The sequence below is a fragment of the Aliiroseovarius conchicola genome (genome assembly GCF_041403445.1).
GTDB lineage: Bacteria > Pseudomonadota > Alphaproteobacteria > Rhodobacterales > Rhodobacteraceae > Aliiroseovarius > Aliiroseovarius conchicola.
The window spans coordinates 22,391-45,576 of record NZ_JBGEHL010000002.1; the positions used below are offsets into that span (position 1 = coordinate 22,391).

Annotated in this window: 25 protein-coding genes; 11 read left to right on the forward strand and 14 right to left on the reverse strand. The window is 55.1% G+C overall.

Annotated elements, in window-relative coordinates:
- The first annotated feature begins 27 nt into the window (after positions 1-27).
- Entirely contained in the window at positions 28-324 is a 297-nt protein-coding gene (locus V6N04_RS03060; protein ID WP_371168660.1) for a DUF6477 family protein, read from the forward strand.
- A 92-nt stretch (positions 325-416) separates the two neighbouring features.
- Here V6N04_RS03060 and V6N04_RS03065 read toward each other — a convergent pair whose 3' ends face one another.
- The gene (locus tag V6N04_RS03065; RefSeq protein ID WP_371168661.1) at positions 417-1,961 is read right to left on the reverse strand and encodes a trimethylamine methyltransferase family protein; all 1,545 of its coding nucleotides are present in this window, start codon (positions 1,959-1,961) and stop codon (positions 417-419) included.
- Positions 1,962-2,145: 184 nt separating this feature from the next.
- On the opposite strand from V6N04_RS03065, the gene guaA reads away from it, so the two are divergent.
- The 8 genes from guaA to V6N04_RS03105 all read left to right on the forward strand — a co-directional run bounded on the left by guaA (position 2,146) and on the right by V6N04_RS03105 (position 9,644).
- Positions 2,146-3,705, forward strand: a complete 1,560-nt coding sequence (gene guaA / locus V6N04_RS03070; RefSeq protein ID WP_371168662.1) for a glutamine-hydrolyzing GMP synthase — start codon at positions 2,146-2,148, stop codon at positions 3,703-3,705.
- Positions 3,702-3,995 (forward strand): putative quinol monooxygenase, encoded by a 294-nt coding sequence (locus V6N04_RS03075; protein ID WP_371168663.1) that lies wholly within the window; start codon positions 3,702-3,704, stop codon positions 3,993-3,995. Before guaA ends, V6N04_RS03075 begins: the two co-directional genes overlap by 4 nt.
- Positions 3,992-4,867: a DMT family transporter gene (locus V6N04_RS03080; protein WP_371168664.1), complete on the forward strand. Its 876-nt coding sequence runs from the start codon at positions 3,992-3,994 to the stop codon at positions 4,865-4,867. Before V6N04_RS03075 ends, V6N04_RS03080 begins: the two co-directional genes overlap by 4 nt.
- A gap of 194 nt (positions 4,868-5,061) precedes the next feature.
- Positions 5,062-6,129, forward strand: a complete 1,068-nt coding sequence (locus tag V6N04_RS03085; protein ID WP_371168665.1) for an OmpP1/FadL family transporter — start codon at positions 5,062-5,064, stop codon at positions 6,127-6,129.
- A gap of 125 nt (positions 6,130-6,254) precedes the next feature.
- The gene (locus tag V6N04_RS03090) at positions 6,255-7,115 is read left to right on the forward strand and encodes an ATPase (RefSeq protein WP_371168666.1); all 861 of its coding nucleotides are present in this window, start codon (positions 6,255-6,257) and stop codon (positions 7,113-7,115) included.
- Between the two features lie 44 nt (positions 7,116-7,159).
- Positions 7,160-8,098, forward strand: a complete 939-nt coding sequence (locus V6N04_RS03095; protein WP_371168667.1) for a homoserine O-succinyltransferase — start codon at positions 7,160-7,162, stop codon at positions 8,096-8,098.
- A 66-nt stretch (positions 8,099-8,164) separates the two neighbouring features.
- Complete coding sequence (gene ppk2, locus V6N04_RS03100; protein WP_371168668.1) at positions 8,165-9,034, forward strand: polyphosphate kinase 2; 870 nt, start codon at positions 8,165-8,167, stop codon at positions 9,032-9,034.
- A complete protein-coding gene (locus V6N04_RS03105; protein WP_371168669.1) occupies positions 9,027-9,644 on the forward strand; it encodes a TetR/AcrR family transcriptional regulator in 618 nt (205 codons plus the stop codon). Before ppk2 ends, V6N04_RS03105 begins: the two co-directional genes overlap by 8 nt.
- Before the next feature lie 85 nt (positions 9,645-9,729).
- On the opposite strand, the gene V6N04_RS03110 is transcribed toward V6N04_RS03105, so the two are convergent.
- The 9 genes from V6N04_RS03110 to iscR form a co-directional block, all read right to left on the reverse strand.
- On the reverse strand, positions 9,730-10,950 hold the full coding sequence (locus tag V6N04_RS03110; protein ID WP_371168670.1) for a cysteine desulfurase: 1,221 nt from the start codon (positions 10,948-10,950) through the stop codon (positions 9,730-9,732).
- Between the two features lie 12 nt (positions 10,951-10,962).
- Positions 10,963-11,571, reverse strand: coding sequence for a YIP1 family protein (locus tag V6N04_RS03115; protein ID WP_371168671.1), 609 nt, complete (start codon positions 11,569-11,571; stop codon positions 10,963-10,965).
- A 3-nt stretch (positions 11,572-11,574) separates the two neighbouring features.
- Complete coding sequence (locus V6N04_RS03120; RefSeq protein ID WP_371168672.1) at positions 11,575-12,063, reverse strand: YIP1 family protein; 489 nt, start codon at positions 12,061-12,063, stop codon at positions 11,575-11,577.
- A 13-nt stretch (positions 12,064-12,076) separates the two neighbouring features.
- The gene (sufD, locus tag V6N04_RS03125) at positions 12,077-13,366 is read right to left on the reverse strand and encodes a Fe-S cluster assembly protein SufD (protein ID WP_371168673.1); all 1,290 of its coding nucleotides are present in this window, start codon (positions 13,364-13,366) and stop codon (positions 12,077-12,079) included.
- Positions 13,363-14,127 (reverse strand): Fe-S cluster assembly ATPase SufC, encoded by a 765-nt coding sequence (sufC, locus tag V6N04_RS03130; RefSeq protein ID WP_371168674.1) that lies wholly within the window; start codon positions 14,125-14,127, stop codon positions 13,363-13,365. Before sufC ends, sufD begins: the two co-directional genes overlap by 4 nt.
- 216 nt (positions 14,128-14,343) lie before the next feature.
- A complete protein-coding gene (locus tag V6N04_RS03135) occupies positions 14,344-14,958 on the reverse strand; it encodes a hypothetical protein (RefSeq protein ID WP_371168675.1) in 615 nt (204 codons plus the stop codon).
- Between the two features lie 114 nt (positions 14,959-15,072).
- Positions 15,073-16,596 (reverse strand): Fe-S cluster assembly protein SufB, encoded by a 1,524-nt coding sequence (gene sufB / locus V6N04_RS03140; protein ID WP_371168676.1) that lies wholly within the window; start codon positions 16,594-16,596, stop codon positions 15,073-15,075.
- A gap of 24 nt (positions 16,597-16,620) precedes the next feature.
- A complete protein-coding gene (locus V6N04_RS03145) occupies positions 16,621-17,664 on the reverse strand; it encodes a cysteine desulfurase family protein (RefSeq protein WP_371168677.1) in 1,044 nt (347 codons plus the stop codon).
- 60 nt (positions 17,665-17,724) lie between these two features.
- Positions 17,725-18,186 (reverse strand): Fe-S cluster assembly transcriptional regulator IscR, encoded by a 462-nt coding sequence (gene iscR / locus V6N04_RS03150; RefSeq protein WP_371168678.1) that lies wholly within the window; start codon positions 18,184-18,186, stop codon positions 17,725-17,727.
- Positions 18,187-18,375: 189 nt separating this feature from the next.
- Here iscR and V6N04_RS03155 point away from each other — a divergent pair, with 189 nt between their 5' ends.
- Together V6N04_RS03155 and V6N04_RS03160 are read left to right on the forward strand one after the other, a co-directional pair.
- Positions 18,376-19,029, forward strand: a complete 654-nt coding sequence (locus V6N04_RS03155; RefSeq protein WP_371168679.1) for an alpha/beta hydrolase — start codon at positions 18,376-18,378, stop codon at positions 19,027-19,029.
- Between the two features lie 11 nt (positions 19,030-19,040).
- Positions 19,041-19,256, forward strand: coding sequence for a hypothetical protein (locus tag V6N04_RS03160; protein WP_371168680.1), 216 nt, complete (start codon positions 19,041-19,043; stop codon positions 19,254-19,256).
- A gap of 9 nt (positions 19,257-19,265) precedes the next feature.
- On the opposite strand, the gene V6N04_RS03165 is transcribed toward V6N04_RS03160, so the two are convergent.
- From V6N04_RS03165 to ctaA, 4 genes are all read right to left on the reverse strand, one after another.
- Positions 19,266-19,673, reverse strand: coding sequence for a VOC family protein (locus tag V6N04_RS03165; protein WP_371168681.1), 408 nt, complete (start codon positions 19,671-19,673; stop codon positions 19,266-19,268).
- Positions 19,674-19,776: 103 nt separating this feature from the next.
- On the reverse strand, positions 19,777-20,331 hold the full coding sequence (locus V6N04_RS03170; RefSeq protein ID WP_371168682.1) for a hypothetical protein: 555 nt from the start codon (positions 20,329-20,331) through the stop codon (positions 19,777-19,779).
- 151 nt (positions 20,332-20,482) lie between these two features.
- Positions 20,483-21,961, reverse strand: a complete 1,479-nt coding sequence (locus V6N04_RS03175) for a carboxypeptidase M32 (RefSeq protein WP_371168683.1) — start codon at positions 21,959-21,961, stop codon at positions 20,483-20,485.
- A gap of 1 nt (position 21,962) precedes the next feature.
- Positions 21,963-23,120 (reverse strand): heme A synthase, encoded by a 1,158-nt coding sequence (gene ctaA / locus V6N04_RS03180; protein WP_371168684.1) that lies wholly within the window; start codon positions 23,118-23,120, stop codon positions 21,963-21,965.
- Between the last annotated feature and the right edge of the window lie 66 nt (positions 23,121-23,186).

Sequence of the window (23,186 nt, forward strand, 5' to 3'; positions counted from 1 at the left end):
GACGAGGAATCACAGAAAGGATTTCTCATGACCGACGCTCTCTCCTGTTTCAAAGCACTTCAGCGCCCACGCATTCTGGTTCGCGCTGCCAGATTTGGTTTGGTTGACTACAATCGGGATAGGGATTTGAAAAAGCTCATGAAAACCCCTGCCACGCCATCGCCAGAACGCGCTGTAGATGGGCTTCTTGCCGAGGAAGCCAGACTAGAAGACACGCGCAAAACCGGAGACGCGTCTTATTCGATCTCGCAACATGTGGAGGTATTGATCGCCTTGATGTCAGAGATGCGCTTGCTGCCTCAAGGACCACGAGAGGTCCGCTAACTGAGATTATTTGATGCAAAAGTTAAGGGGGCCGTTAAGCCCCCTTACTCGTTTATTAACCGGTATGAACGGATCGGGAACGTTGATCCGTCTTAGGTAAATGCATCCGGCATAGATTCTTTTTTGGTTGCAACATAGTCGCGAAGACCCTCGGCGATCCCGGGATCAAGGCCGGGCTGCTGATAGTCGTTCAACATCTTTGCGACTTTCGCAGTTGCCAGCGCCTGTGTATCGCGCGCGCCCTCTTCTTCCCATGTTTCAAACGGCTTGTAGTCCAGAAGATCGGACCGCCAGAACGCGGATTTGAAGTTCGCTTGTGTATGTGCGCACCCAAGATAGTGGCCCCCAGGTCCGACTTCGCGAATGGCGTCCATGGCCTGAGCATTCTCGTCAACTTGTACGCCCTGAGCCAAATGGTGAAGCGTGCCCAGTTGATCGGCGTCCATCACGAATTTCTCAAAACTCGCAACCAGTCCACCTTCAAGCCAACCAGCAGCGTGCAACATGAAGTTCACGCCAGCAAGCAGCCCCATGTTCAAGCTGTTCGATGTCTCATAGGCCGCTTGCGCATCGGGCAGTTTGGACCCGTTGAACGACCCAGCAGACCGATACGGCAGACCCATGCGGCGGAACAACTGTCCAGCACCATAAGTCACATGAGCAGCTTCCGGTGTTCCAAATGTTGGCGCACCCGAGTTCATGTCGATCGAGGACACAAACGTTCCGGCGATCACCGGCGCACCCTTGCGGATCAGCTGGCTGTAGGCAACACCCGCCAGCACCTCGGCCAGAACCTGTGTCAGCGTCCCGGCAACAGAAACCGGCGCCATGGCCCCGCCGACGATGAATGGCGAAATGATTGACGCCTGATTGTTGGCCGCAAACACCTCCAATGCGCCCATCATCACGTCATCAAACTGCATGGGCGAGTTGATGTTGATCAGCGAGGTCATCACCGTGTTGTCACGCACGAAGTCCTTGCCGAACAGAATCTCGGACATCTCGATGCTGTCTTGTGCACGCTCAGGCGCGGTCACGGACCCCATATAGGGCTTGTCCGACAGCGTCATATGCGCGTGCAACATATCAAGGTGGCGCTTGTTCACCGGCACATCAGTCGGCTCACACACGGTGCCACCAGAATGGTGCAACCACTTCGACATATAGCCAAGCTTCACGAACTTGCGGAAATCATCCATCGTGGCATAGCGGCGGCCGCCTTCTGCATCGCGCACAAACGGGGGGCCATAGACCGGCGCCAGCACCAGATTTTTTCCGCCGATTTCCACCGAACGCTCTGGGTTTCGTGCGTGCTGAGTGAACGAGCTTGGAGCCGTTTTGCACAGCTCACGCGCCAATCCACGTGGAATACGTACGCGCTCACCGTCAACATCTGCACCCGCTTCTTTCCAGCGCTCAAGCGCCGCTGGGTTTTCAACGAAGTTCACGCCGATCTCTTCAAGAACTGTCTCAGCGTTATATTCGATGATTTCCATCGCTTCTTCGTTGAGAATCTCGAGATTGGGAATGTTGCGTGTGATGAATTTCGCAGTTTCAAACGATACTGCGCTGCGCTCTGCCCGGCGGGCGGATCCGCCGCCCCCGCGACCACGACGACGTGCTGGTGCCTCGGTCATGGATGTCCTCCAAATTTCCTGTTGATTTGCTGATAGCGCAGTGACCGGATCAAATCCGCTCTCAAGCGGCTTTCGGGGGGCAAAAACGACATTGTGGCGGAAAAGGTGGAAAAATCCCGGCCCTAGGGCAAATGGCCGGGCCGAAGGACTTGCGTTGGCAGGGTCCCTGCCCTAATCGGTTGCCATGACAGATCAGAGCCACGACCGCCTTCTTATCATCGACTTCGGCAGCCAAGTGACGCAGCTTATCGCGCGCCGCCTTCGCGAGCTGAACGTCTATTGCGAAATTCACCCCTATCAAAAGGTCACGATGGATTTCGTGCGGGAAATGGGACCCAAAGCGGTGATCTTTTCCGGTGGCCCCGATAGCGTGACCCGCGAAGGGTCGCCCCGCGCGCCACAAGAGATATTCGACTACGGCGTGCCAATTTTGGGCATTTGCTACGGTCAACAAGTGATGATGCAACAGCTGGGCGGCAAGGTCGAAAGCGGGCATGGCACTGCCGAGTTCGGTCGCGCCTATGTAACCCAGACGCAGAAGCTTGATCTGTTAGACGGCTGGTATGCCGACGGTGACGAACAAGTCTGGATGAGCCACGGCGACCATGTATCTGAAATCGCTCCGGGTTTTGAGGTTTACGGCACCTCACCCAACGCCCCTTATGCGATCACCGCAGATCAGGGTCGGCACTTCTATGCGGTGCAGTTCCATCCCGAGGTTCACCACACGCCCAATGGCGCCAAACTGTATGAGCAGTTCGTGAAACTGGCCGGTTTCAAAGGCGATTGGACCATGGGCGCCTATCGCGAGGAGATGATCCGCAAGATCCGCGAACAAGTTGGCGACAAGAACGTGATCTGTGGCTTGTCAGGTGGGGTCGATAGCTCGGTCGCCGCCATCTTGCTCCATGAAGCGATCGGCGATCAGCTGACCTGCGTATTCGTTGACCACGGCCTTTTGCGCAAGAACGAGGCCGACGAGGTCGTCGGAATGTTCCGCGACAACTATAACATTCAACTGATCCACGCAGATGAAAGCGATCTGTTCTTGGGGGAACTGGACGGCCAGTCGGACCCCGAAACCAAGCGCAAGATCATCGGCAAGCTCTTCATCGACGTGTTCCAAAAACACGCCGACACGATTGACGGCGCAGAGTTCCTTGCCCAAGGCACGCTCTATCCAGATGTGATTGAATCGGTTAGCTTTTCTGGCGGCCCATCGGTGACGATCAAGTCCCACCACAATGTGGGCGGCCTGCCCGAAAAGATGGGTTTGAAACTGGTCGAACCTCTGCGTGAGCTCTTCAAAGACGAGGTGCGCGCTTTGGGTCGCGAGCTTGGCCTGCCGCAAAGCTTCATCGGTCGTCACCCCTTCCCTGGACCCGGTCTGGCGATCCGCTGCCCCGGTGAGATCACCCGTGAAAAGCTTGAGATACTGCGAGAGGCCGATGCCGTCTATATCGACCAAATCCGCAAGCACGGGCTGTATGATGACATCTGGCAAGCGTTCGTCGCGATCTTGCCGGTTCGTACCGTCGGCGTGATGGGCGATGGTCGCACATATGATTTTGCCTGCGCCCTGCGCGCGGTCACCTCGGTGGATGGCATGACGGCGGATTACTATCCGTTCAGCCATGAATTCCTTGGCGAAACCTCAACCCGGATCATCAACGAGGTGAAGGGCATTAACCGCTGCACTTACGACATCACGTCGAAACCTCCTGGCACGATCGAGTGGGAATGACGCGCAACATTCACATCGTATTGACCGGATATATCGACGTTCCACCTGACCGTCTTGACGAGGTGACGGCGGCGTTGCCAGCCCATATTGCATTAACTCACCAAGAACCCGGATGTTTGGAGTTCGACGTCACAGTAGATCCGATCATCCCTGGTCGTTTCAATGTATCAGAACGATTTGCCACGCGTTCCGATTTTGATGCGCATCAGGCTCGTATGAAATCGAGCCCTTGGGCAAAGGTGACTGAAGGCATTCCGCGTCAGTATGAAATCACCGAGGTCCCGGCGTGACGCCAACCTTGCGGGCGGCCGCGTGGATGACGGGCGCGATTGCTTCATTCTCGACAATGGCGATTGCAGGCCGCGTGGTCAGCGCCGAGCTCGATACGTTTGAACTGATGTTCTATCGTTCCTGTGTTGGTTTCTTGATCGTCACAACTGTGATTTTGACAACCGGGCAGGTTCGCAAGATCAGCTTCGGTCACCTTCGCCTTCAACTTTTTCGCAACGTTGCCCACTTCGCTGGTCAGAATTTCTGGTTCTACGCCATCACTGTGATCCCCTTGGCTCAGGTATTCGCGTTGGAGTTCACGTCGCCCCTCTGGGTGGCGGCGCTTGCTCCCTTGGTATTGGGAGAGCGGTTGACCGCCACCCGCGCGCTCAGTGCTCTTGTGGGATTTGTTGGTATTCTGATCATCGCGCAGCCGGGGTCCGGCGCGGGTCTGTCTGTGGGTCTCGTGACCGCGGCCCTCTCCGCTATTTGTTTTGCCTTTACTGCCCTTTTTACACGAAAGCTGACCCGCAGCGTGTCGACCCTGACGATCCTCATTTGGTTGACGGCCACTCAACTGGTGTTTGGTTTTATTTGCGCGGGCTATGACGGTGATTTTGCGGCGCCAACGGCGCAAACCCTGCCTTGGTTGGTCTTGATTGGCTGTGCAGGTCTGCTGGCGCATACATGCATGACCATCGCATTATCTATGGCCCCTGCGTCGGTCGTTATACCGATCGATTTCACCCGTCTGCCCTTGATCGCGTTGATCGGCGCGGTCTTTTATGATGAGCCCGTCGGCCTGGCGCTGATCCTGGGCAGCGTGCTGATTATCGCGGCGAACCTTTATAACATCCGGGTGGAGGCACGCGAAAAATTCGCGCAAGAATAGCAACGCGTTTTGTGCTAAACTAAGAATTGACGGTGTTTTCTGGCCAAAAAGCGTGTCCTTTGAACATCGCTTAACGCGTTATAAACGACGCTACGTTATATGACCCTAGGTAACGATTGACCAAAGTCAACCGCGACAAATAGCTTCAGTGTCATACAAGTTTATCGGGCAGTTTGTGTCTCAGGGGAGGAATGATGAACAAACTTACACTCACAACCGCAGCGTTGCTGACGGCCACCACAACCACCGCTTTTGCAGGGATTGACCGTTCCGGTCAGGATATCAGCGTTCTGTTTGAAGAGGGTAACTACTTCAAATTTAGCGTAGCGACCACAAACCCCAGCATTACAAGTGATGTGACGGGTACGACGCAGTCAGCTACTCCGTTCTCGAACTTCTCGTTTGGATATAAGCAACAGTTCAACGACAACCTGAGCTTCGCGTTGATCTGGGATCAGCCTTATGGCGCGGATATCGAATACATCGATGGTCCTGCTGCAGGTGGTTATGCCTTTATCAAGAGCAACCAGATCACTGGTATCTTGCGTTATGAAATGGGCAATGGCTTCTCGGTCCATGGTGGTGCATTCGCGCAATCAGTCTCGGGCCAGATCCTAAGCTCCAGCGGCCTGTTGGATGCTTCAAGCGACACCAAATGGGGTGGCGTAGCTGGTGTTGCCTATGAACGGCCAGAAATCGCGCTGCGCGTCGCGCTGACGTATTTCAGCGGCATTGACTATGTATTGACCGGCACGCACAGTATCCCACCCAACCCGCTGCTTCCAACGGGTGGCGCTTCCGCCGCAATTGGTTCGGTTTCTATGCCCGAAGCGTTCAATCTGGATTTCCAAACCGGGATCGCTGAAGACACTTTGCTTTTCGGGTCGGTTCGTTACGCGAAATACGACGGCATCTCGCTTGACAGCACAAGCGCGTTCGGAACGATCAATTGGGTTAACTTCGTTGACGACGTCACAAGCTATGAGCTGGGTGTGGGTCGCCGTCTGAACGACAACTGGGCAGTCGCCATGACACTTGGTTATGCCGACGGCGCTGAATCAGGCGATACGTTCCTTGCTCCGGCAGGGGCTTCGAAGTCCATCGGACTTGGCGCAACTTACACAACGGATAGCAACGTTAAAATTTCTGCAGGCGTTCGCTATACTAAGTTCAGTGAAAAGGCAGTTGTTACGCCCTTGGGCAGTGTTCCGTTCGAAGGTGACGCCCTCTCTGCTGGTCTGAGCGTCGGCATCGGTTTCTAAACCGCCAGACTTCGACTGATACACAAACGCCCCGCCATTGCGCGGGGCGTTTTCTTTTGTGCGAGAAGCATTTGACCCTTTCCTGTCATCAATTTACCAAGGGCTGGAAGTGAAAGGACATGGCGATGCTCTACCAAGGCGCAAAGGACTGGTTGAACGCCCCGCATAAGCGGGTGCTGTTCTTTGGCATGTCCGGCTTGGGCAAGACCTATCTGTCCAATCTGCTGCGAGCTCAGGGCGATTGGTTTCACTACTCCATCGATTACCGTATCGGCACGCGCTATATGGGCGAACATATCGCCGACAACTTCAAGGCCGAGGCGATGAAGGTTCCTTTCCTGCGCGATCTTCTATTGTCGGATTCGATCCGCATCACCTCGAAAATCAGCTTTGATAATCTGACACCTGTTTCGACTTACCTCGGCAAACCCGGAGACGAGGCGAAAGGCGGCATGCCCATCAGCGAATACCGCCGCAGACAGGATCAGTTCAAAACGGCCGAAACCGCCGCGTTGATGGATACCGGTCAGTTCATCGACCGAGCGCAGAATATCTATCGCTATCCGCATTTTATCTGTGACAGCGGCGGATCCATTTGCGAATGGATCGACGCGGCGTTGGGTGAAAACGATCCGTTGATTTCCTATCTGTCCCAACACTGTTTGCTGGTGTGGCTCAAAGGGACAGACGAACACACCCAGCATCTGATCGAACGCTTCGACCGCGCGCCCAAACCTATGGCCTATCAGCCCGAGTTTCTTGCAAAGGTTTGGCCTGAATATATTAATGAATTCAGTGTTTCAGAGGGTGAAGTTGACCCAAATCACTTTATCCGCTGGACCTATGCCCGTGCGCTGGCGCATCGCCAGCCGCTCTATGAACATATGGCACGCTACGGGGTAACGCTGTGCGCCCATGACGTGGCGGCGATCAAAAGCCCTGAGGACTTCGAGCGGATGATCGCGGCGGCTATTGACGCGGCCTGAACCATCCCCATCTTAATCTGATAACTTAATCCAAGGACATCGACATGCCCATCAAGATTCCATCCACCCTCCCGGCTGCAAATGTGCTGACCGAAGAAGGCGTGATGGTCATGTCCGAGGATCAGGCCGCCAAGCAGGACATCCGCCCCATGCGGATTGCTCTGTTGAATCTGATGCCGAAGAAAATCGAGACGGAAACCCAGTTTGCACGTTTGATCGGGGCCCATCCCCTTCAGATTGAGCTGACATTGATCCGTCCGTCCGAGCATACATCCAAGACCACAAGCCAGGCCCATATCGGGGCATTCTACCAGCCGTGGGAAGACGTGCGCGATCAAAAGTTTGATGGCCTCATTATCACCGGCGCCCCGATCGAACATATGGACTTCGAGGATGTCACCTATTGGGGTGAGATCAGTCAAATTTTCGACTGGACCCAGACCAACGTGCATTCCACCTTCGGCGTCTGCTGGGGTGGTATGGCGATGATCAACTATTTCCATGGTGTGAAAAAGCACATCCTCGACGCTAAGGCGTTCGGATGCTTCCCGCAGAAGAACTTGGCCCCGGCCTCGCCCTATCTGCGTGGATTTTCCGACACCTGCGTGGTTCCCGTCAGCCGTTGGACGGAAATGCGCCAGTCCGAGATTGATGCGGCCAATGGTCTGACCACCCTGCTGGGATCGGATGAGGTCGGCCCTTGTTTGGTCCAGGACACCGATCATCGTGCGCTGTATATCTTCAATCATTTTGAGTATGATACAGGCACGCTCAAGGGCGAATATGATCGCGATGTCGCCAAGGGCGCGCCGATCAATATCCCAATGAATTACTATCCAGATGAAGATCCCAAAAACCCGCCCGAGAACCGCTGGCGCAGTCACGGGCATCTTCTTTATGCCAACTGGATCAACGAGATGTATCTGACCACACCCTTTGATATCAATCGGATTGGCGAAACGGTCAAAGACCGCCGTAATTGATTGTTGTGCCGTGATTGCCAAGTGGTGGTTAACGCCCCATAATGGCGTGAAATCAGGAGTTTGCGTATGTCATTGCCCTTCGATGGTGCCATATCGGAATTTTATAAAAAGAGTGCACCTCAGGCCGTGCGCACCGCAATAAAAGAGGCGAGCAAGAAGGATATTCTATCCGACAGTTATCCCTATGACGCCCCGATGAACAAAGATGACTACGAGGCCGAGATCGAGGCCCTGCAATTAGAGCTCGTCAAGTTTCAAGCCGATGTGAAAGCCACAGGAAAGCGCGTGGTTGTGGTGTTTGAGGGCCGCGATGCAGCGGGCAAAGGTGGCACGATCAAGCGGTTTCGCGAAAACCTGAACCCACGCGTGGCGCGGGTGGTGGCACTGTCCAAACCCTCGGATCGGGAGGCCGGCGAGTGGTATTTTCAACGCTACGTACGCGAGTTGCCCTCGTCCGGTGAAATCGTCTTGTTTGATCGAAGCTGGTACAATCGCGGTGTGGTCGAAAAGGTGTTTGGCTTTTGCGAGGATTCACAGCGCGAGGCGTTCTTCAGACAGTTGCCTGAGTTTGAGGATATGTTGGTCGATGAGGGCATCCATTTGGTAAAGATATGGTTAAACGTCGGGCGGGCTGAACAGCTTAGGCGGTTTCTCTCGCGCGAGAAAGACCCGCTGAAACAATGGAAGTTAAGCTGGATCGACGTTGAAGGTCTGAACCGATGGGACGCCTATTCCAGCGCCATCAAAGAGACTTTCGATCGTTCGCACCGCACCCGTGCACCATGGACGATTGTTCGGTCTGATGACAAGAAACGCGCCCGATTGGCGGCGATCAGGAGCGTCCTTCAAGCCGTTGACTATGAAGGGAAAGACGGGAATGTCGCGCATGCGCCAGACGCCAGGATTTGCGGAGGCCCCGAGATCTGGGATGGCTAAGCGCGGGTACCATCATGGCAATCTGCGACAGGCCCTTGTCGACGCCGCACTTGAGCTGATCGAGGCGAAAGGTCCGACCGGGTTCACGTTGTCAGAAGCGGCCAAGCAAGCAGGCGTAACGCCTGCCGCCGTCTATCGCCACTTTGCCGGCCGGGAAGACTTGATTGCCGAGGCTGCGCGTCAGGGCTACGAGATATTCGCGGACCTGATGGAATATGCTTATGACAAGGGAAAGCCATCGGCGCTTGCCAGCTTTGAGGCAACCGGGCGCGCCTATTTGGCGTTTGCACGAAAGTATCCGGGACACTACATCTCGATGTTTGAAAGTGGCATTTCGACCAACCATTCGCCCGAACTCGCCCGTGTGGCTGGCCGCGCCATGGGCGTGTTGGAAAAAGCCGCCGACAGGTTGGCGCGCAATATCCCCGAGGACAAACGCCCGCCCGCCCGCATGGTCAGTGCTCATATCTGGGCGATGAGCCACGGCGTGGTCGAACTGTTTGGGCGCGGCAGCCCGGGCCAGAAAAGCCCATTCCCGCCGGAAGAATTGTTGGAAAGCGGGATCGGGATTTATCTGCGCGGGTTGGGACTAATCAAGGCGGATGATTAATTTTGTCGCATCGCAAGGGGCCAGCCCCTCGCGCGCGATGCGCGCTCACCCCGGAATATTTCTTGAAAGAAAATAGAGGTTGGGATTAAGCCAATAGCCTGTGGCATAGCTCCAACCCGTCAACCAGTCGATCAACTTCGTCCTTCGTATTGTACAGACCGAACGAGGCGCGGGCTGTGGCCGCGACGCCCAGATGTTCCATGAGGGGTTTGGCGCAGTGGTGCCCTGCCCGCACCGCGATGCCTTTTTTGTCCAATATGGTCGAGATGTCGTGGGCGTGCGCCGCGCCCTCCATAGTGAGTGAGAAGATCGCGGCTTTGCCTTTGGTCGTGCCTTGCAGGTTGACCCAGTTCAAGCCAGCGAAGCGCTCAGCGGCGTATGTTGCAATCTCGGCCTCATGGTCCGCGATATTCTGCATACCCAACGACATCATGTAGTCCAAGGCCGCGCCTAATCCGATGGTCTGGACGATGCCGGGTGTTCCGGCCTCGAACTTCAGCGGTGGGTTTGCATAGGTCACGACATCTTTTGTGACTTCGTTAATCATGTCGCCACCGCCCATGAACGGGATCATTTCGGCTTGGCGATCGGCACGGATATAAATCGCGCCCGACCCAGATGGACCGTAGAGTTTGTGGCCTGTGATGGCGAAAAAATCGCAGCCGATATCCTGCACATCAACGGGCATATGGACCGCGCTTTGTGAGCCGTCAACCAACACGGCCACACCCCGGTCGCGCGCACCTGTGCAGATCGTTTTTACATCAACGATCGTACCAAGGACATTTGAACACTGAGTGATTGCAATCAGCTTGGTGCGATCCGTAATCGCATCCAGCACCTTCTGCGGATCAAGCGCTCCATCTGGTTCCGGGTCGACCCATTTCAATACCACCCCCTGACGTTCGCGCAGGAAATGCCATGGAACTATATTGGCGTGATGCTCCATGGTTGAAAGAATGATCTCGTCCCCTGCCTTCAGGCGCGGTGCGGCCCAGCTATAAGACACCAGATTGATGCCCTCTGTGGTGCCGGAATTGAAGATGATCTCGTTTTCGGAGGCCGCGTTCAGGAACAGCGCGACTTTGCCTCGAACGGCCTCGTATTTCTCGGTCGCAAGATTGGACAAGTAGTGGAGGCCACGATGGACGTTCGAGTATTCTTCGGCATAGGCGCGCGTGACAGCGTCAATCACCACTTGGGGTTTTTGGGCCGAGGCACCGTTATCGAGATAGGTGAGCGGTTGGCCGTTGACCTCTCGCGTAAGGATCGGGAAATCCGCGCGGACCTTGTTGATGTCAAACATAGAAGGCTCCGATCAATTTGCGGGCGGTGTGACGGGGATGGTGACAGGTTCGACGCCCAACAAAACCAAAATGAAAGACATCGCAAAAATCGTCAGAATCAAAAATCCAACAATCGCGGTGAATACCAAACCCACCGAGTTGAACCCGTGACTTTCCGTGGTGAAGTGGCTGAGAATCCAAAAAAACAAGAAGACCGACGTGACCATCGCAATTGCGGCAAGACCCGGCGCAAACAGCGTGAGCACAAGCGTCACCGCCTGGATTATCAGAAAGATGAACTCCATCCAGACGACGGTAAGGATCGCATCTGAAAGACCGCCCTGCCCGCCGAACATGCGACCAATCAGGTAGATGCCCCAAGACAGGCCAAACATAAAGACGGCTTCGACCATGCCCAGCATGACCGGGTTGGCCAGAATGGATCCAACTTGCTTTGCATCAAGCGGCATCAACATACCGGCAATAACACCGAGAGAGGCATTTAGGACGACGACCAACAGTAATGCGGTCCAGAGTGTTTGCCGTGACAGCCCCAGATCAAACAAATCGCGTGCGATTTTACGGGGTTGCGGCACTGTTTGGAGCGCCATTCCGAGCAGGTATCCTGGTTCCATCCGCATAACCTAGCCCTTTGTTCCGCGTTCTGCTTCACGCAGATTGATGGACCAGAACATCAGAAATGCCAACAGGGCCAATGCGCCGGTCAAGGCCAATTGTATTCCGTCCCCAATGAAACCTGCAACAAGCCCCCACAAAAGCCAAAGCGGTGTCGCACAAAGAAGCGCCCAAAACAGCGCAAAGCGTGCGCCATAGGCGGTTCCCTTGCCGCCAAAAAGCTTCAACACGATGTGGCTGAGTGTTCCAATCAGGTAAAGGACCAGCGGCATGATAAAGATCCATGCAAGCAGGGTCCCGCCCAAAAGCATGTTCAAATCATCGCCAGTGTCATGGGCAAGGCGTGCGAGCCGAGGCAGTTGGGCGGCAAAAACCAGCAGGCACGCACCCATTAGGACCGCAAGCGCGCGATCCTCGCGTACGCCATCCCCCAACCGATGCCGAAACACCGACCGGGGTGTGCGATAACTTCGCAGGACATCCTCGACCACCGACATACGCCCGTCCTAATCAGGTGCGGTGGCGCGCAAGCCACGCATCCAGACGGTCATTAATCTCGGCTGCGATGGTCTCGTCCTCGATCTCTTCGATTGCGTCGGCAAGGAAGGCCAAAACCAAAAGGTCGGTGGCAATATGCGCAGGTACGCCGCGCGAGCGCAGGTAGAACAGCGCCTCTTCATCGATAGCGCCGGTCGTTGAGCCATGCGAACAAATGACATCGTCGGCATAGATCTCAAGCTCTGGTTTGGCTTGAAAGCTCGCGTCATCATCCAGCAGTAATGACTGAGACTTTTGATAGCCATCAGTCTTCTGGGCACCCTGTTTGACCAGAATTTTTCCCTGAAACACGCCTTTTGCGCCGTTTTTCAGCACTTTTTTGAAAACCTGCCGGCTTTCACAGGCAACAGCATCATGGGTGATGAACACGGTATCGTCGTGCAGAAAGTCACCATCTGCGCCGTCACCAAGCGCAGCTCCAGCCACGTGCGCGACGGCCTCATCGCCCAGGAACTCAATCACACATTCGTTGCGCGTTAGCTTGCCGTTCACCGTCATGGTGAAGCTTTTAAATGCCGAGCCAGCACCCAAGCGTGCGAAAAGATGCGTGACCGCTTGGCGTTCGTGGTCGCGACCTTGCGCGCGGACGTGGTGAAACTCTGCCCCGTCAGCAACATCCACTTCGGTAACCTTAGAGAACCGCGCTGCAGCTGCACCGTTTTCCAGCATTGTCAGCTTTGTACCTTCTTCGACGCGGACGACATTGTGAAGAACCACATCTGATTGCGCGTCCTCATGGCGATAGATCAAGTTGACCGGGCGATCGACTTTGCCCGTCACGCGGATCACGACACCATCAGTCGCCATCGCCGTGTTGAAGGCTGCTAAAGGGCGGGCAACTGGTGTTTGACCACGCGTCTCAAGCACACCGTACAAGTCTCTGGCCCAGTGAATATCTTTCCCCGCCGCCTCAGAAAGGCGTTCGATTTCAATCCCTTCGCCGTCCAATTCGTCGGACGCATCCGCATCGAACACACCGTCAACAAAGACGATTTTCAATCGGTCGATATCGTGAAAGACGGGCGGTTCACCTTCGTAGTCAAAGACTTCCGCCGTTTCGGGCGTGGCCGACGTTAAGCTGTCTGGCCGTGTCCATTTCCAATACTCGTCGCGACGTGTTGGCAGCCCCATTTGTGCCAACCGTCCCGCTGCGTCCGAGCGCGCATCGGACGCCCACGCACCCGATCCCGGGCGATTATCGGCACTGATTTGTGCGTCTGCATGTTGAGGTTGAGCCGTCATGCCTCGACCTCCATCTCGGCCAAGATGTCGGCATATCCGTTGTTCTCAACCTCAAGAGCCAGCTCCGGCCCGCCGGATTTCACGATGCGACCAGCCGCCATGATGTGCACCACGTCAGGTTTAATATGGTCAAGCAAGCGCTGGTAATGGGTAATCACAAGGAAGGCACGCCCTTCATCGCGTAGCGCATTAACACCTTCGGACACCAACTTCATCGCATCCACATCCAGACCAGAATCTGTCTCGTCCAAGATGCACATCTTAGGCTCTAACATGGCCATCTGCAGGATTTCATTACGCTTTTTCTCGCCGCCTGAGAAACCGACATTAACCGGGCGTTTCAGCATGTCGGCGTCGATTTTCAGCTCTTTCGCCTTGGCGCGAATGAACTTCAGGAAGTCTGCGGCTGACATTTCATCCTCGCCACGTGCCTTGCGCTGTGCGTTCACGGCCGTGCGCAGGAACGTCATGTTGCCCACGCCGGGAATTTCCACCGGATATTGGAACGCCAAAAACAGACCAGCCGCCGCGCGCTCTTCCGGTTCCATATCCAACAGCTCTTCACCATCCAGACTGGCGTCACCTTCGGTGACTTCATACCCATCGCGGCCCGACAAAACGTATGACAACGTCGACTTACCCGATCCGTTCGGGCCCATGATCGCATGAACCGAGCCAGCGGGCACTTCAAGGTCAACACCTTTGAGGATACGCTTATCTTCTTCTTCAAGTTTGACGTGTAGATTGTTGATTTTAAGCATTATATCGTCCTTACGAAACAGTGACAGCCGTGCCCGAGGCCGACACCATCAACATGTTGTTTATCACTTCATAGTCAAGGTCCACGCTCTTCAAATGCGCAGTACTCATGCATGCGCCTGCATACAGCGCGGCGATGTGTGAAGTATTGTGAAATTTTGAGATCTGAAAGCGAGCGTCGTCGGATAGGACCGTTACTACGGTCACCGGCTCGGCCGCTACGGTTGTTGAACCTGTGGGAGTTGATTTACTCTGGTCCTGACTTGTGTCGTCGCCTCGCCGCTTCCACCATCCGGCTCGTTCCAGCCGGTGGAACTCGCATCGGCGGCACCTCGATGTTCGGTTTCTGTGTCCAATACAAACGACGTACCCGCTAACAAAATTGAATTTGGGTCTGTCGATGTTATGACCATCGCCGTCCATTGAGGTGAAAAAATCCGATCGAACAACGTTGGTGCCCAATGCACAAAATTGTGCATCACACATATCATGGCAAACACCCCGACGGCCTGTGCCGATTGGAATTCCTTTCCTTCCATATGGAACAGCTGCTTCAAAGCGATTCCGACAGCAACTCCCATTCCGCCATCGACTAACATCATCATATCGGCGTCGTCCCCCGCGAGACCTCCCATCCCGATATGAAAACGTATGTACCTCGATACAAAAACGGCGGTGAGCCCAAGGAGAAAAGCGCCCAATACGGTTGCTGGATAGGCCAAATTGTTTGACCAGACGCTTGCTTTTTTTCTCTTTGTACTCTGGCTCGCCCGCTCCGCGCCAATTTTCGCCAATCGATCTTCGAAACTTTGTTTTTGAACTCCGTTGCTCACTACTGCCGCCTCTTGAAATATCCTTTTGAGTAGGCTTAAGCGTACCACCCAGGAGCGAGTTCGTCACGGTAAAACAATCGGGATACGTTTCGGAAATAGGCCTTTGTGACAAGATCACCCCACCGACCCCTCAAGCGAGATCGCCACAAGTTGTTGAGCTTCCATAGCAAATTCCATCGGTAGCGCTTGCAGCACTTCCTTGGCAAACCCGTTAACGATCAAGGCCACAGCCTCTTCTTCGTCCATCCCGCGCTGACGACAATAGAACATTTGTTCCTCGTCCACCTTGGATGTTGTCGCCTCGTGCTCAACCCGGGACGAGTTGTTCTTAACTTCGATATACGGAACGGTATGCGCCCCGCATTGATCGCCGATCAGCAGACTGTCGCACTGCGTATAGTTGCGCGAGTTCTTGGCTTTCGGGTGCATTGACACAAGACCACGATAGGTGTTCTGCGCTTTACCGGCGCTGATCCCTTTTGAGACGATCCGAGACTTGGTATCGCGTCCCAAATGCACCATCTTCGTGCCCGTATCGGCCTGCTGATAGTTGTTGGTGATCGCGATGGAATAGAACTCGCCCTGGCTTTCAGCACCGCGCAGGATACAAGACGGGTATTTCCAAGTGACGGCAGAACCGGTCTCCACTTGCGTCCACATCACCTTCGACCGATCGCCTCGGCAATCGGCGCGTTTGGTTACGAAGTTGTAAATGCCGCCTTTGCCGTTCTCGTCACCCGGGAACCAGTTCTGAACGGTGGAGTATTTCACTTCTGCGTCTTCTTCGATAATGATCTCAACAACCGCCGCGTGCAGCTGAGCGGTGTCGCGTTGTGGCGCAGTACAGCCCTCCAAGTAGCTGACATAGCTGCCTTTATCGGCAATGATCAAAGTGCGTTCAAACTGTCCGGTGTTCTCTGCATTGATGCGGAAATAAGTCGACAGCTCCATAGGGCACCGCGTGTTCGGTGGGATGTAAACGAACGACCCGTCCGAGAACACGGCCGAATTCAGCGTCGCATAATAGTTGTCAGACACAGGAACGACCGAGCCGAGATACTTTTTCACAAGCTCTGGATGTTCGCGGATCGCTTCGGAAATCGAGCAGAAAATCACACCGGCTTTCTTCAACTCGGCCTGGAACGTCGTACCAACAGACACAGAGTCAAACACAGCATCCACGGCCACTTTGCGGCCTTCAGCAGGTGCATCCTCGGCACCTTCAACACCCGCAAGGATCATCTGTTCTTTCAGCGGAATGCCGAGTTTCTGATATGTTTCCAACAGCTTGGGATCAACATCATCCAGCGATTTTGGCTTTTCTTCCATGGATTTCGGACGGGCATAATAATACTGGTCCTGAAAGTCGATCTCGGGGTATTCCAGCATGGCCCATTCGGGTTCCTTAAGCTTCTGCCAACGGGCAAATGCTTCCAGACGCCATTCGGTCATCCACTCCGGTTCTTCGTTCTTTTCAGAAATCAGTCGCACGATATCAGTGGTCAGCCCTTTTGGGGCGTATTCCATCTCGATCTCGGTCTCCCAGCCGTATTTATACGTTCCAGCAAGCGATTTCACCGCCTCAACGGTTTCCTCTTCTACGCCTTCTTTGGCGATTAGCTCATCCACACCGGCCATGTTGTCCTTTCACCCGAGCAGACCTTATCGGCCCCGCGCTCGGAATTTCTCGTATTCCTGGGTCCATGCCTTCGCAAAAGCACGCACCTCTTCCTCACTCGTCGTCGGCCCAAGTGACACGCGCAATGCGCATCCCGCGTGGTCCCGGTCAAATCCCATCGCCTCAAGCGCGGCGCTGGTTTTTACCTTCCCCGATGAACATGCCGAGCCTGCGGAAACCGCAAAACCTGCCAGATCCATCACCATCACCTGCGTCTCGCCTTTCCACCCGGGGGTGATGAAACACGAGGTGTTGGGAAGCCTGTTCGCATCAATCCCTACAAAAATAGTCTTATTTGCCGATTCCGCAATGGTGTTTTCTAGAATCTTTCTAAGTTTCTCAACCCGTGCCCATGTCCCCGCTTCCAGATCGCGTTGCGCCGCCTTCGCCGCAGCAGCAAAGCCAGCGATGCCGACGACATTCTCGGTGCCGGATCGCCGCCCCATCTCTTGACCGCCGCCCTTGATCCGCGCCTCAATATCCGTGCCACGCTTGACGACCAGCGCTCCTATGCCCTTGGGACCACCCAATTTGTGGGCCGAGACGATGGCCATCCCCGCCCCGCACCAATTAAACGCAAAAGGAATTTTGCCAAAGGCCTGCGTCGCATCCGTTAAGAACAGTCCATCCGGGAGGTCTTGAATGACCCCCGTCTCGGAATTGGCAACTTGCAACGCGCTATTGGTTGGATCAACCACCGAAACTGCGCCGTTGATTTCCGAACCAAGCACCTCGTCACACCAACTACGGATTGCGTCATGTTCGATGCCAGAACAGGTGATACCCTTGCCCGGCAACGCCAACGCGGCCGCTTCTGTCGCAGACGATGTAAAAATTATGTCTGCGCCCTCTGCGCCCAATGCCGCTGCCAAGTCCTTGCGGGCCCGCTCCATCAATCCCTTGGCGGCACGCCCCTCGGCATGTACGGAAGACGGATTGCCAACCACGTCCATGGCCTCAACCATGGCCGCCTTCGCCTCAGGACGAAGCGGCGTTGTGGCATTCCAATCAAGATATACTCGGCTCACCGGACCACTCTTTCATTTTCTTTCTGAAAATATCCCCGCCGGAGGCAGCGGCAAAGCCGCTCATTCCTCATCAACCACCGAGAAAAGCGTCGGTACGGCAGGGCAAGGGGTCAGCTCGTTCTTCACCACATCAGACAGCCGTGTTTGGTGCAGGAACACATAAACATGCGCTGATAAGCCTTCCCACAATCGGTTGGTCATCGACTGAGCCTTCGATCCGGAGCTTGCCCCAGACGCCCCTGCGCCTTTGTGCATGGCGGATACCGTCTCGTCGACCGCTTCCAACACTTCAGAGACCCGAATATCTGATGCCGCTCGCGCCAATTTGTATCCACCACCCGGCCCGCGAACGCTGTCCACCAGCCCGGCACGGCGCAGTTTAACGAAAAGCTGCTCCAGATATGGCAAAGAGATGTCTTGCCGTTTGGCCAACTCGGTCAGCGACAAGAGCGCATCATGGTCCTGCAACGCCAGATCGGACAGCGCCACCATTGCATAGCGACCTTTGGTTGACAGCTTCATGGTGCTCTCCTTTGCAAAAACATTGACCTTTTGGACGATGCCCACTAGGTCACTTAAGACTGGTAAGGACGAGTGTAAGGGCCCGTCATTTGACCACCCCCGTATTATGGTGCGGGTCCAGACGCGTCAAGAAAGCTGGCAGTGACAGCGCCGCGCAGGATCTAACCCGAAAAAAGAGGCCACGACCGAATGCCCGAAGTTATTTTTCCCGGCCCCGAAGGCCGTCTTGAAGGCCGCTATCACGCCCAAAAGGAAAAAGACGCCCCCATCGCGATCATCCTTCATCCCCATCCGCAATTTGGCGGCACGATGAACAACAAGGTGGTCTATAACCTGCACTACGCGTTCCATAACATGGGTTTCAACGTATTGCGGTTTAACTTCCGCGGAGTTGGGCGCAGCCAGGGCGAGTATGATCAGGGCGTGGGTGAATTGTCTGATGCGGCCTCGGCCTTGGATTACCTTCAGTCGATGAACCAAAACGCCAAACATTGCTGGGTCGCAGGCTTCAGCTTTGGCGCATGGATCGGCATGCAGCTTTTGATGCGTCGTCCGGAAATCACGGGCTTCATCTCGGTTAGTCCGCCCGCCAATATGTATGATTTCAGCTTTCTGGCGCCCTGCCCCAGCTCTGGTCTGATCATCAATGGTACGGCCGACCGCGTGGCGCCCCCGGCTGACACGCATGCTTTGGTCAACAAGCTGCACGAGCAAAAGGGCATCACCATCACCCATACCGAGATCAACGGCTCCGGTCACTTCTTTGAAGACGATCACATGGATACAATGATCAACCACGTGGATGAATACGTGCGCCGCCGCCTGACCGAAACCACCCGTTAAGCGAGGCGACGATGGATCTTCTTGAGAAAGTATCTGACGCTTTGGCGATCGAGGTGCTCGCAGCTGTTGAGCAGACCGGCAACGAAGATTTGGTGGAAGAGATTAAGAAAACCATCGGGGCCTCCTCCACCACGCTGGAAGAGGCCTTTATGACCGCCGTTCGTATCCGCCGCGCCGAGGCGCGTGGCCGGGCGATGTTGAAGCAGCTTGTGAAGAAGCGGGGCTAGGCCTCGGGCCTAGTCTTTGCTGACACGGTTGTCATCCCAAGCGCAAGGCTCCCAAAGTTCAATCTTGTTACCTTCAGGGTCCATGATCCAAGCGAAGTCACCGTTTTCATGACGCTCTGGCCCGGCGACGATCTCGACCCCCGCTGTTCTTAGTTGCGCCAGCAGCCCCTCCAGATCATCAACGCGATAATTGATCATGAAGCTCGAGGCGCTCGGCGCGAACCATTCACTGTTGTGATCCGCGGTGGTCCAGACCGTCAGGCCGCCATCGTTAGCAGTATCATCCTGCCAATTCAGAACAGCACCCCCGAAATCCTCCAAGGCTATCCCGAGATGGTCGCTGTACCACTTGGATAGATCTGCACCAGTGCCGTTGGATTTAATAAACACGCCGCCGATGCCGGTTACTTTTGCCATTTAGGGTTCCTCCTTACTTGGAGCATATTGCAAAGGAACTTTGTTCGTCGAGTGTCTCGTTCGAGCCCATAGTAACGGATGCTGCAAGACGCACGAAAGTCCGCTAAGCAGTATTTTCTGCAGAGAAGGATTTATAGTCGTCGATCCAACGTTTCTCGCACCAAGCATGTTCTCCATATTTGATGATCTGGGATAGCTCGCTGTCTTCTGCTATTGAATTCACCCAAGGCAGGACCCTCGTTTCGGCCAAATCTCTCATTTTTCGAAGACGTTTTCTGACGGCTTTCGGATTCTGATCCCCGTAGGCGAAGTCGCTGGTCGGCCAACGACCGGAGTTTTCAGGACGATACTTAAGTCTTGGCTTAAGCCAGCTATCAAAATCCTCAAACGTTAGTTTTCTTGGGAAATCATTTACGATAAGTTTCGCGCTGTCTGGATCGTCGCTGCTCACTGGCCTCAGAAAACAGTGGCGAAAACAAATAACAGTCCTGGCCACACCAGGGTGTGGCCACTTTCCACCAATTCGCTTTATCCAAAGATCACGCGTGCCACTCTGGTATCGGAGCGATTTGGTTTTTCTGACAAAAACGAAACCCTTCTCCATCAGCGGATGTGCGAATTCCTCATCAAACAAACCGTTGAATTCTTGATGGTCCAATTGAATACTGCTCTGTGCCTCTGAATCAGGCCGAACTTAGCAGACATTCACGTACGAGCAACGCGTGACTGCTTCGTCCCGCATTGCAGACATTGATGTTTAGCTCCAATACCTTCGTATCAGTCGGTGAAACACTGTTCAAATCATCAAACTACAACCGGTAAATCTCAGCAAACTTTGCTTCCAGATAAGCCAGCAACGGTTCGACTGAGACAGGCCTGCCAGTCGCACGCTCAATAACCTCGCCCGGTTCAAACAACGCCCCATGTTGCTGAACATTCTTGCCGAGCCAAGCCGTTGCATAGGTCGCCTTTCCCTGCCCCAACTTGTCATCCAGTTCCGGCATGTCAGCCCGCAAAGCGTCATGCAGGCAGCCTGCATAGACGTTGCCCAGGCTGTAGGTTGGGAAATACCCAAACAGACCCACGGCCCAATGCACATCCTGAAGCACACCGTTCGAGGCGCGGTCGACTTCATATCCGAAATCTGCCGCAAACCGCGTGTTCCAGGCCTCTTCCAGATCAGCCACATCCAGCTGTCCGGCAATCAAACGGCGCTCAAGGTCAAAACGCAGCATGATGTGAAGGTTGTATTGGACTTCGTCGGCTTCGGTTCGGATATAGCCCTTCTCCAGCCGGTTCACGGTGCCGTAAAATGCATCCGCATCGCTGGCAGGCGCATAGCCGAACCGGCTTTCCATCTGTCCATATAGCCAACCGGTAAAGGCGCGCGAGCGGCCCAGTTGGTTTTCATAGATTCGCGACTGACTTTCATGCACGCCCATCGAAGCCCCGCGCCCAATCGGGGTCAGCAAATAGGCGCGATCAACATTCTGCTCATAGCACGCATGCCCGACCTCGTGGATCGTGGAATAAAAACAGTTGAACGGGTCTGCCGCGCTCGTGCGTGTTGTAATGCGTACATCTAGCCCCGATCCCGAACTGAACGGATGCACCGCTTTATCAATCCGTCCGTGGCTTAAATCATACCCGAACTTATGGGCGAGCTTTGCCGACAGCTTCATCTGCTTTTTGGCCGGATAGGTCCCGATCACGTTCTCAGGTTGGTACGTCGCGCCAAGCGCCGCATCGCGCAGGTTCACCAGCCGGGGGCGCATCGCATCGAACATCGCCTGAATGTCACCGCCAGACGCGCCGGGTTCATAGTCGTCCAGCAATGCATCATACAGATCACCGCCATCTGCCAGCGCGCTGGCCTCCTCGCGGCGCAGATCAACGATTTCTTCCAAGACGGGTTTGAACGCCGGGAAGTCGTCAGCTGCACGCGCTTGCGCCCATTTACCCTGCGCAGCCGAGGTCACGCGAGCCAATGCCGTGGACAATTCCACCGGCACCTTCAGCGCACGTGCCTGCGCGCGTTTGATCTCTCGTATCTGAGCGGCATCGGCGGCCGTCAGCTCTTTCGCATCAATCGCCTCTAACCAGTCCGAGACCTTTGGGTCGATCCGACGGGCATGCAGAACCTTCTCAATCGCCGCCATTTCCTCGGCGCGTTGGGGACCTGCAGCCTCTGGCATTACGGTTTCCTGATCCCACCCCAAACGGCCTGCGATTTCGGCCAAGGCTTGTGTGTCACGTTGAAAGACCATCAGGTCGTCAAAAGCGGTCATGTTATGCCCCGTTGTTTCGAATGGATTGTTCGGCCGGATAACCCGCGCCGAAACGTGCGTTCAGGATCAAAACCCATGTCAGCAACGCGCCAATCTGGTGTGTGATGGCGTACTCCAAAGGCGAGGCATTCAAAACCGTCACGATCCCCAGCAAAGCCTGCGCACATACCATGATCGCCGCAAGCGTAAAGCCAAAACGTACCAACTGGTTGCCGGACTTGCGCGACACGCGCCAAACCACAAGCACATAGATCATCAAAAGATAGGCCACCATGCGATGCATAAACTGCACCAGACCTGCGTTTTCAAAGAAGTTCCGCCAGATAGGCGAGATTTCGAACGCGTCCGGTGGGAAAAACTGATCCGCCATCCAAGGCCAATCGACGAAGGAACGCCCTGCATCAATGCCTGCCACCAGAGCGCCCAAAAGAATTTGCAACAGAGCCAGATGCATAAGGCCCGTCGCCATGCCGAAGAGTTTTGTCTCACGGCTTCGCCGCGCGGCCATCAGGCTTGCCTCTTTCCGGCCAAGCATCAGGATATACCACGTGATGAGGCCCAGAATGATAAAGGCCAGCCCAAGATGGATCGCAAGCCGGTAAGAGGCGACGTCCACCATCTCGCCCGACAGGCCGGATGAGACCATCCACCACCCGATCGCACCTTGCAGCCCGCCCAATGCGCCAAGCAGCAACAGCCGTCCGGTCCAGCCATTGGGGATTTTACGGGCTGCCAGGAAGCCAAAGAACCCAAGCGCCCAAACCAGACCGATGAACCGGCCTAGCTGACGATGCCCCCATTCCCACCAATAGATGCTTTTGAACGCGGCAAGGTCCATGCCTTTGTTTTGAAGCGTGAACTCGGGGATTTGCTGGTATTTCTCGAATTCGACGGCCCAATCTGCATCATTCATGGGCGGCATGGCTCCGGTGATCGGCGCCCATTCGGTGATCGAAAGCCCCGAATCCGTCAGTCGTGTCAGCCCGCCGACAATCACCATCGCCGCGACCAGAGCAAACAGCAGCATAAGCCACAGTCGCACCATGCCGCGTGCTCCTCCTCCGCCTGACCCACGCTCGATCGCGCCGGTTTGGGGAGTATTACGGGGTTTGGTTTGGTCGTCGCTGACGTCCTCGAAAATGCTGCGGGGCTTGGACATTTGGCTCTCTCATAATCGCTTGGCTGATCTTCCTTTACTTACGCTGGAAAGCCAAGGGGTCAAGCC

What these genes read in the sequence shown, in the direction of transcription:
- V6N04_RS03105 (WP_371168669.1), top strand. Translation starts at nt 9,027, where the DNA reads ATGGCTAAGCGCGGGTACCATCATGGCAATCTGCGACAGGCCCTTGTC.
- V6N04_RS03110 (WP_371168670.1), bottom strand. Translation starts at nt 10,950, where the DNA reads ATGTTTGACATCAACAAGGTCCGCGCGGATTTCCCGATCCTTACGCGA.
- ppk2 (WP_371168668.1), top strand. Translation starts at nt 8,165, where the DNA reads ATGTCATTGCCCTTCGATGGTGCCATATCGGAATTTTATAAAAAGAGT.
- V6N04_RS03120 (WP_371168672.1), bottom strand. Translation starts at nt 12,063, where the DNA reads ATGTCGGTGGTCGAGGATGTCCTGCGAAGTTATCGCACACCCCGGTCG.
- sufD (WP_371168673.1), bottom strand. Translation starts at nt 13,366, where the DNA reads ATGACGGCTCAACCTCAACATGCAGACGCACAAATCAGTGCCGATAAT.
- guaA (WP_371168662.1), top strand. Translation starts at nt 2,146, where the DNA reads ATGACAGATCAGAGCCACGACCGCCTTCTTATCATCGACTTCGGCAGC.
- V6N04_RS03115 (WP_371168671.1), bottom strand. Translation starts at nt 11,571, where the DNA reads ATGCGGATGGAACCAGGATACCTGCTCGGAATGGCGCTCCAAACAGTG.
- V6N04_RS03165 (WP_371168681.1), bottom strand. Translation starts at nt 19,673, where the DNA reads ATGGCAAAAGTAACCGGCATCGGCGGCGTGTTTATTAAATCCAACGGC.
- V6N04_RS03075 (WP_371168663.1), top strand. Translation starts at nt 3,702, where the DNA reads ATGACGCGCAACATTCACATCGTATTGACCGGATATATCGACGTTCCA.
- ctaA (WP_371168684.1), bottom strand. Translation starts at nt 23,120, where the DNA reads ATGTCCAAGCCCCGCAGCATTTTCGAGGACGTCAGCGACGACCAAACC.
- V6N04_RS03090 (WP_371168666.1), top strand. Translation starts at nt 6,255, where the DNA reads ATGCTCTACCAAGGCGCAAAGGACTGGTTGAACGCCCCGCATAAGCGG.
- sufC (WP_371168674.1), bottom strand. Translation starts at nt 14,127, where the DNA reads ATGCTTAAAATCAACAATCTACACGTCAAACTTGAAGAAGAAGATAAG.
- V6N04_RS03160 (WP_371168680.1), top strand. Translation starts at nt 19,041, where the DNA reads ATGGATCTTCTTGAGAAAGTATCTGACGCTTTGGCGATCGAGGTGCTC.
- V6N04_RS03095 (WP_371168667.1), top strand. Translation starts at nt 7,160, where the DNA reads ATGCCCATCAAGATTCCATCCACCCTCCCGGCTGCAAATGTGCTGACC.
- iscR (WP_371168678.1), bottom strand. Translation starts at nt 18,186, where the DNA reads ATGAAGCTGTCAACCAAAGGTCGCTATGCAATGGTGGCGCTGTCCGAT.
- sufB (WP_371168676.1), bottom strand. Translation starts at nt 16,596, where the DNA reads ATGGCCGGTGTGGATGAGCTAATCGCCAAAGAAGGCGTAGAAGAGGAA.
- V6N04_RS03085 (WP_371168665.1), top strand. Translation starts at nt 5,062, where the DNA reads ATGAACAAACTTACACTCACAACCGCAGCGTTGCTGACGGCCACCACA.
- V6N04_RS03155 (WP_371168679.1), top strand. Translation starts at nt 18,376, where the DNA reads ATGCCCGAAGTTATTTTTCCCGGCCCCGAAGGCCGTCTTGAAGGCCGC.
- V6N04_RS03175 (WP_371168683.1), bottom strand. Translation starts at nt 21,961, where the DNA reads ATGACCGCTTTTGACGACCTGATGGTCTTTCAACGTGACACACAAGCC.
- V6N04_RS03060 (WP_371168660.1), top strand. Translation starts at nt 28, where the DNA reads ATGACCGACGCTCTCTCCTGTTTCAAAGCACTTCAGCGCCCACGCATT.
- V6N04_RS03065 (WP_371168661.1), bottom strand. Translation starts at nt 1,961, where the DNA reads ATGACCGAGGCACCAGCACGTCGTCGTGGTCGCGGGGGCGGCGGATCC.